The following is a 14597-nucleotide window of genomic DNA, read 5'->3' on the forward strand; positions in this document are numbered from 1 at the left end:
TCAGGTTCGAGCAGTCTTCCCACGACACCACGCAAGGGCGTGCCGAGGGCTCGACCGAGCTTCCCCGTGGACCGTGGCGGGACAAGGGCCGTGCGACGGCCCACCGATGAAAGGCGCGCTACGGGAACATTTCCGGTTCTTTGCGGCGGGATGACAGTGGCCGTCAACAGATCGCAACACATCGCGGTCGGCCACCTCAGCGCGAATCCATCAGCGAACCGGTCCGAAGCCTCCCGAGAGCCCTACCCCTCGAGCTCTCGGCGCACGGTAGCGGCCACACGGGCGAGTGCGGTGCCGAGTTGGCGTTGCTGGGCGGCGGTCAGGGGGTCGAACACGAGCCGCTTGACCTGCGCGACATGTTCGGGCGCGCTCTCGGCGAGTTTGCGTCGGCCGGCGTCGGTCAGTGCCGCGAGGGTGTATCGCCCGTCGGTGGGGTCGGTTCGGCGAACGACCCAGTCGCGAGCTTCGAAGCGGTCCATCACCTTCGACAGACGCGGCTGCGTGCTGTCGCATTCCCTGGCCAAATCACTGAGCCGCATCGTCGCCTCGTCGACCATGGACAACCTGGCCAGCACCCCGTACTCGAAGTTGGAGATGCCCGAATCTCGCTGCAGTTGACGGTCGAGTGCCGCGGGAAGAGCGATGACAACCGTGAGCAGCGCCTGCCAGAGGTCCTGCTGGTCGCCGTCGAGCCAGGGTGACTGGGTGTCCATGTGCTCAGCATAACTTGCCCCGGCAACTATTAACACTTGCCTAGGCAAGTCATCATGGGCTACTTTCAACTTGCCCAGGAAAGTTGAAAACAGATTCCGAGGCAAGCGAAGGAGAGGATCGGCGATGAACCGGACACACCGAGCACCGGCCGCGGCGTACGACGAACTACTGGCCCGGGTCCTACCCCAGGCCCGCGAACAACGCCTCTGGAATCCGTCCGACGGACCCCTGCCCAGCCTGTTCGTCAGCCACGGCGCCCCGTTCACCCTCGACGATCCCCAGTGGGTGGGCGATCTCTTCGACTGGGCTCAGTCGATGCCGAAGCCCCGTGCCATCGTCGTCATCTCGGCCCACTGGGAGAACGCGCCGATCGCGATGACGGGAGCCAGGGCGGGCACTGCGCTCTACTACGACTTCAGCGGCTTCGACCCCCGATACAAAACCCTGCCCTACGCCACTCCCGACGCCACCGACCTGGCCCGACGACTGAGCGGCCTACTCGGGCCGACACCGGTGCACGAGTTCACCGACCGCGGTCTCGATCACGGCGCCTTCATCCCACTGATGGCGATGTACCCCGCAGCGGATGTGCCCGTCGTGCAGTTGTCGATGCCCAGCCTCGACCCCGGCGCGCTGCTCGAGCTCGGAGCCCGCCTGCGGCCGCTGCGCGAGGAAGGCATCCTCGTACTCGGCTCGGGTTTCATGACACACAGCTTCGCCGTCTTCCGCCACCCGGAGCTCGCCGCCGAGACCGCCGCCTTCGACGAATGGGCCGCCGACGCCCTCACCCGGGGCGACGCCGATGCCCTCACCGACTACCGCAACAAGGCGCCCGGCGTCGCGGTCGCCCATCCGACAGCCGAGCACTTCGTGCCGCTACTGCTCACCGTCGGCGCGGCCGACAACCCGGCCGGGGCCGTGAGCGCCATCGACCGCATGGTGCTCGGGAACTCCATCCGATCGGTGCAGATGAGCTGAGACACCGACACATCCCCCCGATATCGACATCGAACCCACAGAGAAGGCATGTCATGAAAGCAGTACGTTTCCACGAGTTCGGCGGCAGTGAAGTCCTGCGTTACGAGGACATCGAGCGCCCGGTACCCGGCACCGGGCAGGTGCTGGTGCGAGTGGCAGCCACGTCGTTCAACCCGGTCGACGACCACCTTCGCGCCGGCGTTCTGGCCGAGATGATCCCGATCACGCTCCCTTACGTACCGGGAATCGACCTCGCGGGTACCGTCGCCGAACTCGGCGAGGGCGTGACCGGGCTCGAGATCGGCGACCGGGTAGTGGCGATGCTGCCGCTCGAATCCGCGGGGGGCGCCGCCGAATACGTGCTCGCCGCCGCCGAGTCCCTGACCCCGGCACCGCTGACGATCGATCTGACCGATGCCGCCGCACTACCGTTGACCGGCCTGGCCGCTTGGCAGACGGTGTTCGAGCTGGCCGACGTGAAGCCGGGCCAAACCGTCCTGGTCAACGGGGCAGGGGGCGCGGTCGGCGGTCTCGTGGTTCAGCTCGCCACCGACCTCGGCGCGTACGTCACCGCGGTGGACGCACCACAGAACGCCGACCGGCTCCGCGGTTACGGCGCGCAGCGTGTCGTCGACCCGCTCGACCTCGCCGCGGGTCCCGCCGCGATCGGCGGTCCGTTCCAGGTCCTGGTGAATCACGTGCGCGTCTCCCCCGAGGACCTCGCACTGCTGAGCACCTTCGTGGCCGACGACGGGGTGGCCGTCAGCACCGCGGGCCCGATTCCCGAGGACCCCACTCGCGGTGTCAGCACGGCGAATCTGTGGGTCCGCGGCGACACCGGCCAGTTGACCCGGCTGGTCGCCAAGATAGACGCGGGCGACATCGACATCCACGTCGCCGAGCGCAGGCCGGTGGCCGACCTGGCCGCGGTGCACGCCGACGCCGGCGCCGGGCGGCTCCCAGGAAAGACTGTCGTCCTCGCCCCCTGACCGCCGTCGTGCCACGTGACACGTCGTTGCGCCTGGTGTCACGTGGCACGAGCACAACCACGGCCGAGGCCACAGCGCGAGCCACGGTCTGTCGCGCGGCGACTTCGGCGTGCCGCCGCGAATCCGCCAGAGGTGCTGAGTTGATCACGCGGACAATACATTCGGCGTCGGAGTGTTCGCGGGTGATAGCGTACGGACCGGGGGATTCGGATAGTCGGCATGAGGTGCGAAGCCTGTCCTCACCCGCCATTTCAACTGTCACACGGGGGTTTTCGAATGTCTCAGATCGATGCGATGCGGGCGGGCGTGCAGTCGCCCTACGCGAACGAGCCCGCGGTTCGGCGATCGACCCGCCTTGCCGGAGCCGCCGCAATGGCGCTGGGCATCGCGCTCGCGGCGTGCTCTGTCGGACTCGTGGTGTCCGGGCTGGTCAATCCCGAGTACCTGATCGTCGTCTGCGTGGTCGCGCTGTTGCCCGGGATTCCCGCCCTCAGCCTGCTCACGGCGTCGCGGCGGATTCTGCGTGGCGAGATCAACGGAACGACAAGGGCGACCGCGATGTTGGTCATCACAGCCGGCCTCGTCCTGCTGGGAGCGGTGGGCGCCATCATCGAAGGGCCTTGGCCCGCGAAGATCCTGATGGTCGTTCTCACCATCGGCACTTTCACTACCGCGACCCTCGTCAACCGTGCCGATAAGGCACTGAAGGGCCAATAGCCTTGGTGCGGTAACGCCGGATTCGGGACCGATTCGGCTGAAGTTTTGGTGATCTGCGGCTTCGCCGCCTTCATTCTCGGAGGGCTCATCACCGCCCGGGTGGTGACGGCGGATCGCAAGAAGCGCGGACTGAGCGCGCCGATGCTCAAAATGTACGGATTGCTCAGCGTGGGAGCACTGGGCCTGGTGCTGGGCTCGGTCACGACACACCGTTGCGCCTCGCCCCGGGGAACCGGGGCGAGGGTTGCCGTCACGACTCAGTGCGAGTAGTCCCGGAACGTCATGACGCCGCCGACCAGCACGAGCATCACCGTGAGGATATAGACGGTGACGCGGAGCCATGTCGGCCCGTAATAACTGACAGCCATCGCCGCGCCGAGCGCTACGAGAATCAGCACCACGCCGTAGAAGGGTGTGCGTTGCTCCCTGTCGACCATTCCTCCAGTGTCCGCCGACCGCGCCACGGATGCCATGGCGACTCCGTGTGCCTCCGCGTCGACCGCTGACGCCGATGGGTCTCGCAGCGGAGTCTTGTCTATACGTATACATCTACGTATAGTCACAAGCGTCGTCAGGCCCCGCTGCCGAATTCGCACGCTCGATCGGAACGAACATGACCGCGCCGCAGCTCACCCGCCCGGCAATGCCGCTCACCAGCGACTACCTCGCGGGGGCCGATCCGTTCCCGATGCCGCGCACCGAGTTCGTCCGGGCGATGCGATACCTGCGCGGTGATCACACCTTCGCTCAACTGGCCCGCTTCACCATGGTCGGCGGTGCGAGCAACATCGCCTATGTGCTGCTGTTCATGACCTTGCACAGCATCGGCCCGCTGGTCGCTCATGTCACGGGGTCGTTGGTGAGCACCGCGATCGCGAACGAATTGCACCGCCGGCTCACCTTCCGGGCAGCGAACCGGGTCGACCGGTTCACCGCGCAGTGGGAAGGCGGCGGGCTGGCGCTGCTCGGCCTCGCGATCAGCACCGCGGCGCTGGCCGGACTGGACTCTCTCGCACCCGGCCTCGGCGAAGTCGCTCAGGCGAGTGCCGTGCTCGCCGTGATGGCCGCGGTCGGCGGACTGCGCTTCGTGGCCCTGCGCACCTTGGTCTTCTGACACTCACACCTTCGCGCGAGAAGGTCATCGGCCAGGCGTGAGCGGGGCGGGGCTGCGCGCGGACCGGGCGGTGAGGCACTAAGTAGCGGGCCAGCCGCCGTTGCGGTCCCGCATGTCCGACTTGTCGTCGTCGCCGACCAAGTGCTCGATCCCGAGCTTGTCGGCGAACAGGTGGCGCTGGGTGATCCAGCCGAGGACCGACAGTCCCGCCCAGGCCAGGGTGGCGGTGACCTGTTGCCAGCCCGGTTCGGGGTCGCGCAGGAACGACAGCGAATCGCTGAATCGCGCGACACCGCTGCACACCATGCTCGCGCCGCCGATCGAGGTCAACCACAGCAGCGCGCGAGCCCGGAACTTCTGTGCGAGGAAGGCGCCCGCCACACACACCGCGAGCGCGACGATCATGCTGAGGGCGAAGTTCTTGTCGCCGGGCTGTAGGACCGTCGCCAGCTTGGTGCCGATCATCGCGCCGGTGAGACCGCCGATGAAGTAGGCGGCGAAGCGGAAGATCAACGAGGTGACCACCCAGACCGCCACCGCGCCGATCAGCGCGACCAACAGCAGCCACCAAAAACTCGCGTTGAACAGATCGGCGATCAGCCAGCCGAGGCCGAAGCCGATCGCGAGCAAGCCCAGGTTGACCGAGCGAACCCCGTAGAAGCACAACAGCGCCCCGACCAGGGCGACCAGCAGGCCGTTCATCTGTGTTCCTTTCGGCAGGCGAACAGGGTCATGACCCGGACAGGGCCGGTGCCGCGGCGGCGACGGTGGGTATGGATCGGAATCGGGACGCCGCCGTGCTGGGCCCACAGGGTGAGTCCGGCGATCACATCAGGCCGCAGCCAGGCGCGCCGGTAGCCGTGCAGTGACTCGAACACCGGTAACGACAGCACGGTTGCTCCTCGCTACAGTCCGCCGAGGCCCTTGCCGAAGACGACAGCGCCCATGATCAGCAGCACCACCGCCATCACCGCGTGGTTGTTGAGCTGCAACCACTCCCGCAGACTGTCGAGCGTCGGACCGAGCCGGTCGGCCGCGAGCATGTACCCGAGCACCACCGCCAGCACCGTGGCCGAGGCGAGCAGGGTGAACACCACGATCGCGACCAGCTCGCCCCCTGCGCTCAACCCCGCCGCGCCGATCGCGACACCCGCCGACACGCACAGCAACAGATTCTTCGGATTCACTCCCGACAGCAGCGCGCCGAGCCCCAGCGCTTTGGTCATCACGCCGGTCACGACGACGATTCCGCCCACCCACCCCGCGGCGAAACCCTTGGCCGCGCCGCCCGCGTTCTTGGACAGGATCATCAGAATGGCCGCGATGATCGGCACCGGCGAGATCGCGACACCCACCGTCAGCGGCAGGAGACCTCCGATCACTGAGCCCATGCCATGACGCTAGGGCGACCGTGCGCGGCCCGCCTCACACCTTCCGGGTGAACTGTGCGCACCCTTTCATCCGAATCGGGTGAAGCGCCCGCCCCCGCACCGGCGCGATGATTCGGCCATGGGATCACCAGCAACGCTCGGACCGGTCGAATTCCTCGTGCTCACTTTTCCCGGCACCGACATCGACACCTCCGTCTCGGAAGCGCTGGCCGAGGTTGTCGCCAGGGGCACGGTCACGTTGCTCGATCTGATCGTGCTGTCCATGGACGACGCGGGCGCCATCACCGAACGCGAGATCGACGACGACATCTCCACGGTGGGCCTGACGGGCTTCACGGCCGCCGACATCGACCTCGTCAGCGACGACGACCTCGACGTCGTCCGCGCGTCGATGGCACCGGGATCGACCGCCGTCGTCATCGTTTTCGAGGAAACATGGGCCACGCGGCTGGCCGCGGCGGTGCGCGCGGCCGACGGCGAGGTCGCACTGCACGTGCAGGTGTCGCGTGACGCCGTCGATGCCGCGCTGGCGCTGGCCTAGGAAGGGAACCGATATGCCACTTCGGAGAGGTCGCATCGGGCGACCGGGACTGCTCGGCACCGTGGCCAGGACGGCTGTGGTCGCGGGTACCGCCACCGCCACCTCGAACGCGGTGAACCGCCGCGGAGCGCAGCGGGCTGCCGAACAACAGGCGTATGTCCAACAGCAGGCACCCCCACCGCCACCGGCTCCCCCGCCGCCTGCGCCCCCGCGCGCCGGCAACGACACCGTCGCCCAGCTCAGCACCTTGGCCGAGTTGCATTCCTCCGGGGCGCTGTCGGACGCCGAATTCGCGGCCGCGAAAGCCACACTGCTCAGTTGAGCGCCCGCCGACGCTGCCCCCGCCAGGTGGTGGGGGCAGCGTCGTCTACTGCACCCGACCACCGACCGTGTGGATGATGACAACCTTCGGATCCCACGGAACCAGCTCGTTCACCTTCTGCTGCAACTCCTCGCGCGGGGGCAACTGCGCGGGACCGAGCACCGAGACCGTCGCGATGTCACTGTGCAGGTGGACGTCGATGACCTGGGAGTCCGGCGCGTCCCGCAGCCAGTCGCCGGCCGCGTCGGCGATCTGACCGGCCCACAGGGTGGACAGCGAGTTGAGCACCATGGGAATCGCCACCAGCACCAGAGCCGCGCCCAACGCCACGTAGGCCCGGCCCCGCCGAACGGTCGCCGGATCGGCGTCGCGCGCGTACCCGGCCACCATCAGCACGATCGTCGAGGTGATGATCATCGCGACGACATTCGACGCGAACAGCACGAACGCGCCACCGGCGAGTGCGGGCGCGTGCGAACCCAGGCACACCCCGACCACGCCGAGCGGCGGGACCAGCGAAATCGCGATCGCCACACCGGGCAACACATCGCCCACGTCACGTCGGGTGATCGCGATCGCCGCGACCAAGCCGGTAGCCATCGCGGCGGTCAGGTCCATCAACTTCGGCGAGGTCCGCCCGACCACCTGCGCGTTGGACAGCACGTTGACGGGGTTGGGCAGCAACTGCGCGAACAGGAAACCGAGCACGACCACCACGACGATCCCCGACACCACCAGCAGCAGGCTCCGGCCGAGCAGCGGCGCGCGTCCGGTCACCACACCCAACGCGACACCGAGGATCGGTATCGACAGCGGTGCGACGATCATCGCGCCGATCACCGTCGCGGTGGAATCGCCGATGACACCCGAGATCGCGATCACCGCCGACATCACCAGCATGATCCAGAAGGCCGACCGTTTCGACGCGACCTGGCCCACCGACAGATCCAGCTTGTCGGTCAACTCGTCCAACGATCGACGTTGGTCCTGTGGGACCAGAAAGCTCAGCATGGCGGCCCTTTCCGAAGAGTTCGACATGTCAGCCCGCGAGACCGACGATGCCGCGCACGGTGAACAGGACCCGAGTCCGAGCAGTACCGACAGCGTCAGCGCCCGGCAGTCGCTGCATCCAGCCCTGAGCGATTGACCAACTCACCCGAATCGGATGAAGTGGGCGGTGGTTCCAGCGAACGTCGTTGCGGCAGCGGGGAGCTCACCCTCGACGTCGCAGTGCAGGCGGCCCGTTGCCCAGCGCGGCGCGATGCACGCGAGTTTCAGGCGAGTGCTTTGGCCTTGAGTTGCTGGAATTCCCCGTCGGTGATGACGCCGGCGTCGAGCAGGTTCTTCGCGTCGGCGATCTGGGCGGCGGCACTGGTGCCCGCGGTCTGCTTGATGTAGTCCTCGGCTTCCGTGCGCGCCTGCTTGTGCGCCTCGGCGGTGCGTTCGGTCATCCCGCTGCCACGGAAGATCAGATACACCAGCCCGGTGATCAGCGGGAACAGGATCAAGCACAGCACCCAGAGCGCCTTCACCCAGCCGGAGGTGGTCCGGTCACGGAACAGGTCGGTGATGATCATGAACATCAGCATCAGGTAGGCGACAAAGGCGAAACTCACAATGATGACCCAGAGAACGTCCCATACCGACATGACTCGACCCTCGCTTCCGTGATACGTGAGCACCGGCCGGTGCTCACGCTCCAGCTCATGCCGTCATCGTCGCGAACACCCGGCCCGCACACATCATCCGAATCGGGTGAACTCGCCCGCTCGCCCTGTCGATCTCACCCATAACGGGGGATCCGGATCGTGGTCGACGGTTTCTACCGTCGACACCATGACGACCACCTCGCAACCCGTGCGGCAGGGCCTCGCCGCGGGCATCACCATGCTCGCGGCGATCATGCTCCTGGTATCGGGCACACTGAGCATCCTGCGCGGCATCGCCGGCGTCACCAAGGACGAAATCTTCTTGATACCCAGCGAATACAGCTACCAGTTCGACGTCAGCGCCTGGGGGTGGATCCACCTCGCGCTCGGCGTGCTTCTCGTCGCGGTGGCCATCGGCATGATGGTGACCGCCACCTGGGCCCGGATCTTCGCCTACTGCCTCGCCGCGCTGTCGATCGTCGCCAATTTCGCGTCCCTGCCGCACTACCCGTGGTGGTCGGTGATCGTCATCGTGGTCGACCTCGTCGTCATCTGGGCCATCTCCACCTGGACTCCCGACCGCGTCTGAGCGATGCCTAGGTCTTCGTGGCGGTGATCTGGGTCAGCAAGCACCGCCACCGGCCGTCGACCCGCAGGAACGCGTCGGTGGTCCATTCGTCGGCGTCGAACCGGCGGCCTCGATAGTGCGCGGTATTGGTGATGCGGGTCGAGAGCAGAGCGATGTCGGCGTGACAGCGGATTCGCGCGTCACCGACTCGCCGCATCGCCGAGTGGGTGAGATCGCCGGATTCGACGAGAGCGAGGAACTGTTCGGCGGTGGTGATGCCGTTCTCCGACACCATCACCCACTCCGGGGCCATGAACGAACCGATCCGGGCCGCGTCGTTGGCCACAATCGCCTCCTGCCACTCGTCGAGGACGGTCAGGAGTTGGTCATCGACCGATCGTCCGGGAGTGCGGGGTGTTGTTGTCATGGTCCAACGGTAGGGCCGAGGTTCCCGCCGGTCTTGGACGAATGGAACGACGGCAGTGTGCTGGTCGGCTACGTGATCGCCCGGCGTTCGAGCGTTTTCGCAGCCGACCGGCACTGTCAGCACATCAGAGGTTGACGCCGAAATCGCGGGCGATGCCTTCCAGACCGGAGGCGTAGCCCTGGCCGGTGGCGCGGAACTTCCACTCCGCGCCGTTGCGGTAGAGCTCACCGAAGACCATGGCGGTCTCGGTGGACGCGTCCTCGGAGAGGTCGTAGCGAGCCAGCTCCTCGCCGTTGCTGCGGTCCAGGACGCGGATGTAGGCGTTGCGGACCTGGCCGAAGGACTGGTTGCGGGTCGCGGCGTCGTAGATCGAGACCGGGAACACGATGGAGTCGATCGTGGCCGGGGTGTTGGCCAGGTCGACGTTGATCGTCTCGTCGTCGCCGTCGCCCGCGCCGGTGGTGTTGTCGCCCGCGTGCTCGATCGCGCCTTCGGGTGACTTCAGGTTGTTGAAGAACACGAAGTGCCCGCTCGACACCACCTTCTTGTCGGCACCGAGGCCGATGGCGCTGGCGTCGAGGTCGAAGTCCGTGCCCGTGGTGGTCCGCAGATCCCAGCCGAGGCCGACAGCGACGGCGGTGAGGTTCGGCGCCGCCTTGGTCAGTGAGACATTGCCGCCCTTGGACAAGCTGACACCCATATCGAGATCTCCCCTACATCATCGCGGCACACAGCGCGCCGACGCTCACACCCTAGCCGTCGACTCTGAACGTTTGCTGTGATCAATCCTGTTCGGCCGCACCCGATTCCACGGGCAACCGGTCGGCACCCCAGCTGCGGTGGAGGTATCCGATCACCCGGTCCAGTTCAGCGCGGCCGACGGCGGCCAGCTCACCCGGCTCGAGTGGGTCGAAATGGAAGATGTAGAGGCGCGAGGCGAATTGCTCGAAAGGCAGCGACGCCTCGCCGAAACGCTCACCGTGCCCGGCTGTTCCGACGACCACCCCGTCGCCCCAGTCCTGGCCGCTGTCGTTGTTCGGGTTGTAGAAGTACACCCGCATCACCTCTTGCGGGTCGAGACTGACCCGCAGCACGGTGATCGCGTGCCAACCGACGAAGCGGGCCGCGCTGTCGGTCACGGCGATACCGGCGGGCTGCGGATGGATCACCGGCTGATTGCCGTTGTAGAAGGGGTGGTAGCCGGCGTAGAAGTGGCGCAGGAACTCGTCGAGATCGGTGAGATTGCCGGTGGCCACGTCGACATTGATCCGGAAGCCGCGCCCGGACCACCAGCCGTGGAACTCCGGGTTGATCCAGCGGTGCGGGTCGCCTTCGCGACCGACACAGCGCTGGCCCATTTCCGCGTAGATCCGGTCTAGGTGCGGCACCACCAGCAACGACACCGGGTCCAGATCGAGTTGCAGCGCAGCCGATTCCGCGTCGCCGCTCTCGCGCGAGGAGATCGGCTGTCCCTCGAAGTGCATGACGATCTCGTCGTCGCGCGCGGCCCACACCACGGTCTGCAACAGGTAGTCGGGATCGTTGTAGGCCCACATCGACAGTGCGCGCGCCGACTGGCAGGTGGGGTTGTCGCCCTGCCCGATTCCCAGCGGCAGGCCGAGAACCGACAGTACTCCGGACAACAGCCACGCCTGTGGCTCCGGCGTGGGCCCGAACACCCGGGTCAACCGTCGGCACGAGTGCGGTGAAAGCCTCAGCGCCAGTTGACGCCACAGCGCGGGCGCGACCGGCGGCTGATAGAGGATGCCGCGTTCGAGCAGCAGCGTGAGTCCGTAGACGCACTGCGCCGTTTCGACGTGGACGGCGTGCTCGATGAGACTGCGAACCAGTTCGTGATAGCAGAGCAGGCTGTCGCGCCCCGTGCTGGACAGGCCCATCGCCTCGCCGAGCAGATACTCACCCTTGGTGAGCAGAAAGCGCAGCAGGACAGCGTGATACGGCGAGACCAGCCCAGTGTCGTGCATGGACCGCGCGAATCCTGTTGCCTCGTACTGCAACGCACTGTCGTCCATGGATTCCAGACGCGTGCGGTAGATCTCGACGCCCGGGTCTTCCCTGCACCCTTCGGTGGTGCCGTACAGACTGCTGATCAGCCGGTCGGCGCCGAGACCGCTGGCGCCCAGGTCCACCTCGGGATTCGCCCGGGCCACCGCGATCTGGGTGATCATCCGCTTCACCCCGTCGACCTGGATGGGCCGCTGGCGCAGGATGCGCCAGATCTCGTCGACCAGGTTCTCGAGCACCTTCTCGTACCCGACCTGGGCGACGAGGTAGTGCAGCAGCTCACGCGAGACCTGCGCCATCCGTCCCTGCTGTTCGCGCTCGGCCTCGGTGGGCGGCGAGAACAACAGCGACAGATTCACCGCGAGAACTTGCGACAGATGGTCATTGGCGTGTTGGGCCGATATCAGCGCGTGCTGATAATCGCCCTTGGCGACCGCGAGCAACCGCAGATCGCTCACCGCCTCCAACACCATGGTGTCGGTATTGGCGCTGCGCAACGAGCCGGTGCTCAGCGCCGGGATGAGGATCTGCGGTTGGGCCCAGTCGGTGCCGAGGAACAGGCCCGCGGTCTCCAACTTCTCGGCGCGGGCACGGACCGCGGCGCAACCGCCTGGTAGCAGCAGCACCCGCCGCAGGGCGTCCATGACCCTGGGCAGTTTGATCTGCTTGCCGAAGTCGCCCGCGTCCGCGAGGGACTGCGTGGCGTGGTCCAACGTCGCGAGGCGCCGGTCCAAGCTCGCCGGGTCGTGGCCGTCCGGACTCAATCGCCGATCCCTTCGCACCCCGTTGTCTGGCAACGGATCAGATATAGAAGTCGAGCTCTTCTTGACGCTTCAACAGGTCCCGCAGAGTGTACGGGTCTTCGCCGAAGAAATAGAGCAGACCCCAGTGGGTACCGAACGCGGTCCGCTTGGTGACCATTTCGGCCAGGGGCGCGGTGAGCTCGTGTGAGTCGAAGTAGTCGTGGTCCTCGGTCTCGGGCGGCACCGCCAGTCGACTGACCACACGTCGCCGCGGATACACGCCGAAGCACCCCGCGTGACCGGTGGCATCCACCACTTCCTTCGGGAAGAAGGCCTCGATTTCCTCGTCGGTGGTTTTCGGGTCGAAGGCCAGCACCAATGCGTGGTAGGCATTGAAGCCGTACGTTCGTTCCAGCAGCTCGAACACCTTGAAGCCCGGCGGTCGGTAGGCCACCTCACCGAAATACATCTCACCGTCGCTGGTGACGAAGTACTCGGGATGAATGAAACCGAATTCGATGTCGAAGGTCTTGATCAGCTTCTCGACCTGTCGGGTGATCTCCGGCCGGTATTTCTCCAGTTCCGGTGTCGCGGGCACGAACACCGAATATCCGAGCGTGACGTACTCCGAGATGTTCAAGAAGCAGATGCGGCCGTTGTGCACCCAGGCCTCGACCGCGAATTCCCAGCCGTCGAGGTGCGATTCCATCAGCATCGGGAACTCGTCGTCGGGGATCGCGTCGACCTCGTCGGGGGTCCGGATGATCCGGTGACCGAGGCAGCCGGCCTTGTCGAACGCCTTGAGGTGAATCGGATCGTTGGGATCACCGTCGAGTTTGAGCAGCGTCTGATTCACGCGCTTCAGGAAGCGGATCACGTCGTCGCGTTCGTGCGCCTCTTCGAAGATCCCGACCCGGATACCGCCGAGCTGCGCGCGTCGCTTCATCAACGACTTGTCGCGCAGCAGCATGGACTGTCCGAGCAGACGAGGATTGTCGAGCAGGACGGAGTTGATCGCGCCCGCCCATTCCACCGTCTCCTCGAAAATCGGAATGGCGACATCGACCCCTTTTTCCTTCAGGGTCTCCGCGATCTCCATCGAACGATCGTTGAGCCGCTCGAAATCCCAGGGGACATAGGGGATGTTGTGTTCTGTGCAATATTCTTGCGCCCACTCGGGCGCGACTACGATATAGCGGCGATCGAACCGGTCAACCGCCTCGACAGCGTTCAAACTCCACCCCAAAAGGGCTACATAACCTTTGTTCGGATTTCGACTTTTCGATTCGTCAGCTGAGATCGACAAACCTTATCCCTTCTCGAACTCCACAGTCCAGGCACCGGAACCCAGAATGAATCCCTGCAGGGCTGCTATTTGATCGGAATACCCCGCACCTCGCCGACCAACCATGACGATGCTGTGACCAAGGGCTCCGACGGTGGGCATCGGAGCAGCCCTGCGCCCGGCCCGCAGCACGACTACGCTCGGGGAATGCCCGGTCCCGAGGCCTTGCCACCACCCCGCAACGGTGTCGGCCTCGCGGCGTTGGTGCTCGGCATCATCGCCTGCGCGGTCTCCTTCGTTCCCGTCGTCAGCGAGTTCGTCGCCGCCCCAGCCGGTATCGGGGCCGTGGCGGCGGCGTTCGTGGGGTGGGATCGAATCGACAACGGAGTGGCCACCAACCGCGCCGATACCATCGCGGGCGGAGTCCTCGGCGCGGTCGCGCTGACGGTGAGCGCACTCGTCTACCTCGCGACGCACTCGGGCTGAGGCGTCGACCCGATTCCCTTGCCCTGCACGTGGCGAGGGAAGTCCGTAGCCTGAAATCGTGATTACTCTCAAGAAGGAAGACGGCGCAGCCGATCTCGCCGGTATCACCAAGATGAGCGTGGGGGTGAGCTGGGATCCGTCGGCGGGTGCCAGCGGTGGAATTCTCGGAATGGCCCGGCGCAAGCGCGGTGTCGACCTCGACCTGATCGCCGTGCTGTTCCAAGGTGGCGAACCGGTGCGATTCGCCGGTCTCGATTCGCTCGACCCGCTGGGCAACGGCTCGGTCCTGCACACCGGCGACGAGCAGACCGGTGCGGCCGTGGGCGACGACGAGACGGTGCACGTCACCTTCTCGAACGTCCCCCCTGCCATCGACTCCATCGTTTTCGTCGCCGTCGCGTTCAAGAAGGGCAGTTCCTTCGAGAAGGCGAACAATGTCTCGTTCAAGATCTACGACGCCACCGGCGGCGACAGCCAGCCCGTCGCCGACATCTGGCCCTCACTGCTCGGCGCGGAGAACGCCAACGCGATCGCGCGAACCTTCCGCAACGGCCCGGTGTGGCAGCTGGAGGTCCTCGACCGCAAGGGCAAGATCAAGCAGGGCGATCGCCAGGCGTTGCTGCGCTTCGCGATCGGCTGACATCGTCG

The 14597-nt window shown here is 66.2% G+C and carries 20 protein-coding genes; 9 read left to right on the plus strand and 11 right to left on the minus strand.

What is annotated here, in order from left to right:
• Window positions 1–242: 242 nt before the first annotated feature.
• Window positions 243–713, minus strand: a complete 471-nt coding sequence (locus ACFWUR_RS26565; protein WP_378910401.1) for a MarR family winged helix-turn-helix transcriptional regulator — start codon at window positions 711–713, stop codon at window positions 243–245.
• 124 nt (window positions 714–837) lie between these two features.
• On the opposite strand from ACFWUR_RS26565, the gene ACFWUR_RS26570 reads away from it, so the two are divergent.
• The 3 genes from ACFWUR_RS26570 (at window position 838) to ACFWUR_RS26580 (ending at window position 3398) form a co-directional block, all read left to right on the plus strand.
• The gene (locus tag ACFWUR_RS26570; protein WP_378910403.1) at window positions 838–1692 is read left to right on the plus strand and encodes a dioxygenase; all 855 of its coding nucleotides are present in this window, start codon (window positions 838–840) and stop codon (window positions 1690–1692) included.
• A gap of 53 nt (window positions 1693–1745) precedes the next feature.
• The gene (locus ACFWUR_RS26575; RefSeq protein WP_378910404.1) at window positions 1746–2681 is read left to right on the plus strand and encodes an NADP-dependent oxidoreductase; all 936 of its coding nucleotides are present in this window, start codon (window positions 1746–1748) and stop codon (window positions 2679–2681) included.
• 276 nt (window positions 2682–2957) lie between these two features.
• Window positions 2958–3398: a hypothetical protein gene (locus ACFWUR_RS26580; protein WP_378910405.1), complete on the plus strand. Its 441-nt coding sequence runs from the start codon at window positions 2958–2960 to the stop codon at window positions 3396–3398.
• A gap of 257 nt (window positions 3399–3655) precedes the next feature.
• Here the strand turns inward: ACFWUR_RS26580 and ACFWUR_RS26585 are convergent, their stop codons facing one another.
• Window positions 3656–3835 carry a hypothetical protein gene (locus ACFWUR_RS26585; protein ID WP_378910407.1) on the minus strand — a complete coding sequence of 60 codons (180 nt, stop codon included), beginning with the start codon at window positions 3833–3835 and terminating at the stop codon, window positions 3656–3658.
• 251 nt (window positions 3836–4086) lie between these two features.
• On the opposite strand from ACFWUR_RS26585, the gene ACFWUR_RS26590 reads away from it, so the two are divergent.
• Window positions 4087–4512, plus strand: coding sequence for a GtrA family protein (locus tag ACFWUR_RS26590; protein ID WP_378910433.1), 426 nt, complete (start codon window positions 4087–4089; stop codon window positions 4510–4512).
• A 78-nt stretch (window positions 4513–4590) separates the two neighbouring features.
• Here ACFWUR_RS26590 and ACFWUR_RS26595 read toward each other — a convergent pair whose 3' ends face one another.
• From ACFWUR_RS26595 to ACFWUR_RS26605, 3 genes are read right to left on the minus strand one after another with little or no spacing between them, the layout of a single operon-like run.
• The gene (locus ACFWUR_RS26595; protein WP_378910409.1) at window positions 4591–5214 is read right to left on the minus strand and encodes a DUF4203 domain-containing protein; all 624 of its coding nucleotides are present in this window, start codon (window positions 5212–5214) and stop codon (window positions 4591–4593) included.
• Window positions 5211–5405, minus strand: a complete 195-nt coding sequence (locus ACFWUR_RS26600) for a hypothetical protein (protein ID WP_378910410.1) — start codon at window positions 5403–5405, stop codon at window positions 5211–5213. The genes ACFWUR_RS26595 and ACFWUR_RS26600 overlap by 4 nt, the downstream gene beginning before the upstream one ends.
• A 12-nt stretch (window positions 5406–5417) precedes the next feature.
• A complete protein-coding gene (locus tag ACFWUR_RS26605) occupies window positions 5418–5903 on the minus strand; it encodes a GAP family protein (protein ID WP_378910411.1) in 486 nt (161 codons plus the stop codon).
• A 118-nt stretch (window positions 5904–6021) separates the two neighbouring features.
• Here ACFWUR_RS26605 and ACFWUR_RS26610 point away from each other — a divergent pair, with 118 nt between their 5' ends.
• Window positions 6022–6444 (plus strand): DUF6325 family protein, encoded by a 423-nt coding sequence (locus tag ACFWUR_RS26610; RefSeq protein ID WP_378910413.1) that lies wholly within the window; start codon window positions 6022–6024, stop codon window positions 6442–6444.
• Window positions 6445–6457: 13 nt separating this feature from the next.
• Window positions 6458–6766, plus strand: a complete 309-nt coding sequence (locus ACFWUR_RS26615) for an SHOCT domain-containing protein (protein WP_378910415.1) — start codon at window positions 6458–6460, stop codon at window positions 6764–6766.
• 45 nt (window positions 6767–6811) lie between these two features.
• Here ACFWUR_RS26615 and ACFWUR_RS26620 read toward each other — a convergent pair whose 3' ends face one another.
• Entirely contained in the window at window positions 6812–7777 is a 966-nt protein-coding gene (locus ACFWUR_RS26620) for a DUF389 domain-containing protein (RefSeq protein ID WP_378910416.1), read from the minus strand.
• Between the two features lie 263 nt (window positions 7778–8040).
• Window positions 8041–8415: an SHOCT domain-containing protein gene (locus ACFWUR_RS26625; protein WP_378910417.1), complete on the minus strand. Its 375-nt coding sequence runs from the start codon at window positions 8413–8415 to the stop codon at window positions 8041–8043.
• Between the two features lie 187 nt (window positions 8416–8602).
• On the opposite strand from ACFWUR_RS26625, the gene ACFWUR_RS26630 reads away from it, so the two are divergent.
• Window positions 8603–9004 (plus strand): hypothetical protein, encoded by a 402-nt coding sequence (locus ACFWUR_RS26630; protein WP_378910419.1) that lies wholly within the window; start codon window positions 8603–8605, stop codon window positions 9002–9004.
• Between the two features lie 7 nt (window positions 9005–9011).
• Here the strand turns inward: ACFWUR_RS26630 and ACFWUR_RS26635 are convergent, their stop codons facing one another.
• The 4 genes from ACFWUR_RS26635 to ACFWUR_RS26650 all read right to left on the minus strand — a co-directional run bounded on the left by ACFWUR_RS26635 (window position 9012) and on the right by ACFWUR_RS26650 (window position 13277).
• Window positions 9012–9410 (minus strand): nuclear transport factor 2 family protein, encoded by a 399-nt coding sequence (locus ACFWUR_RS26635; RefSeq protein WP_378910420.1) that lies wholly within the window; start codon window positions 9408–9410, stop codon window positions 9012–9014.
• Window positions 9411–9534: 124 nt separating this feature from the next.
• Window positions 9535–10110, minus strand: coding sequence for a TerD family protein (locus ACFWUR_RS26640; RefSeq protein ID WP_067457219.1), 576 nt, complete (start codon window positions 10108–10110; stop codon window positions 9535–9537).
• Window positions 10111–10192: 82 nt separating this feature from the next.
• Window positions 10193–12199 (minus strand): hypothetical protein, encoded by a 2007-nt coding sequence (locus tag ACFWUR_RS26645; RefSeq protein ID WP_378910421.1) that lies wholly within the window; start codon window positions 12197–12199, stop codon window positions 10193–10195.
• A gap of 37 nt (window positions 12200–12236) precedes the next feature.
• Window positions 12237–13277, minus strand: a complete 1041-nt coding sequence (locus ACFWUR_RS26650) for an acetyl-CoA carboxylase biotin carboxylase subunit family protein (protein ID WP_378910423.1) — start codon at window positions 13275–13277, stop codon at window positions 12237–12239.
• Between the two features lie 393 nt (window positions 13278–13670).
• Here ACFWUR_RS26650 and ACFWUR_RS26655 point away from each other — a divergent pair, with 393 nt between their 5' ends.
• Entirely contained in the window at window positions 13671–13949 is a 279-nt protein-coding gene (locus ACFWUR_RS26655) for a hypothetical protein (protein WP_378910425.1), read from the plus strand.
• Window positions 13950–14007: 58 nt separating this feature from the next.
• Window positions 14008–14589: a TerD family protein gene (locus ACFWUR_RS26660; protein WP_378910426.1), complete on the plus strand. Its 582-nt coding sequence runs from the start codon at window positions 14008–14010 to the stop codon at window positions 14587–14589.
• Window positions 14590–14597: the final 8 nt, after the last annotated feature.

Origin of the sequence: Nocardia sp. NPDC058633, assembly GCF_042717045.1 — a bacterium.
Classification (GTDB): Bacteria; Actinomycetota; Actinomycetes; order Mycobacteriales; family Mycobacteriaceae; genus Nocardia.

Bases quoted from the DNA above. Each gene is read 5' to 3' on its own strand.
- ACFWUR_RS26615 (WP_378910415.1), top strand. From the start codon at position 6,458: ATGCCACTTCGGAGAGGTCGCATCGGGCGACCGGGACTGCTCGGCACC.
- ACFWUR_RS26635 (WP_378910420.1), bottom strand. From the start codon at position 9,410: ATGACAACAACACCCCGCACTCCCGGACGATCGGTCGATGACCAACTC.
- ACFWUR_RS26590 (WP_378910433.1), top strand. From the start codon at position 4,087: ATGCCGCGCACCGAGTTCGTCCGGGCGATGCGATACCTGCGCGGTGAT.
- ACFWUR_RS26650 (WP_378910423.1), bottom strand. From the start codon at position 13,277: ATGGAGATCGCGGAGACCCTGAAGGAAAAAGGGGTCGATGTCGCCATT.
- ACFWUR_RS26580 (WP_378910405.1), top strand. From the start codon at position 2,958: ATGTCTCAGATCGATGCGATGCGGGCGGGCGTGCAGTCGCCCTACGCG.
- ACFWUR_RS26605 (WP_378910411.1), bottom strand. From the start codon at position 5,903: ATGGGCTCAGTGATCGGAGGTCTCCTGCCGCTGACGGTGGGTGTCGCG.
- ACFWUR_RS26640 (WP_067457219.1), bottom strand. From the start codon at position 10,110: ATGGGTGTCAGCTTGTCCAAGGGCGGCAATGTCTCACTGACCAAGGCG.
- ACFWUR_RS26630 (WP_378910419.1), top strand. From the start codon at position 8,603: ATGACGACCACCTCGCAACCCGTGCGGCAGGGCCTCGCCGCGGGCATC.
- ACFWUR_RS26575 (WP_378910404.1), top strand. From the start codon at position 1,746: ATGAAAGCAGTACGTTTCCACGAGTTCGGCGGCAGTGAAGTCCTGCGT.
- ACFWUR_RS26595 (WP_378910409.1), bottom strand. From the start codon at position 5,214: ATGAACGGCCTGCTGGTCGCCCTGGTCGGGGCGCTGTTGTGCTTCTAC.
- ACFWUR_RS26625 (WP_378910417.1), bottom strand. From the start codon at position 8,415: ATGTCGGTATGGGACGTTCTCTGGGTCATCATTGTGAGTTTCGCCTTT.
- ACFWUR_RS26565 (WP_378910401.1), bottom strand. From the start codon at position 713: ATGGACACCCAGTCACCCTGGCTCGACGGCGACCAGCAGGACCTCTGG.
- ACFWUR_RS26570 (WP_378910403.1), top strand. From the start codon at position 838: ATGAACCGGACACACCGAGCACCGGCCGCGGCGTACGACGAACTACTG.
- ACFWUR_RS26585 (WP_378910407.1), bottom strand. From the start codon at position 3,835: ATGGTCGACAGGGAGCAACGCACACCCTTCTACGGCGTGGTGCTGATT.
- ACFWUR_RS26655 (WP_378910425.1), top strand. From the start codon at position 13,671: ATGCCCGGTCCCGAGGCCTTGCCACCACCCCGCAACGGTGTCGGCCTC.
- ACFWUR_RS26610 (WP_378910413.1), top strand. From the start codon at position 6,022: ATGGGATCACCAGCAACGCTCGGACCGGTCGAATTCCTCGTGCTCACT.
- ACFWUR_RS26620 (WP_378910416.1), bottom strand. From the start codon at position 7,777: ATGCTGAGCTTTCTGGTCCCACAGGACCAACGTCGATCGTTGGACGAG.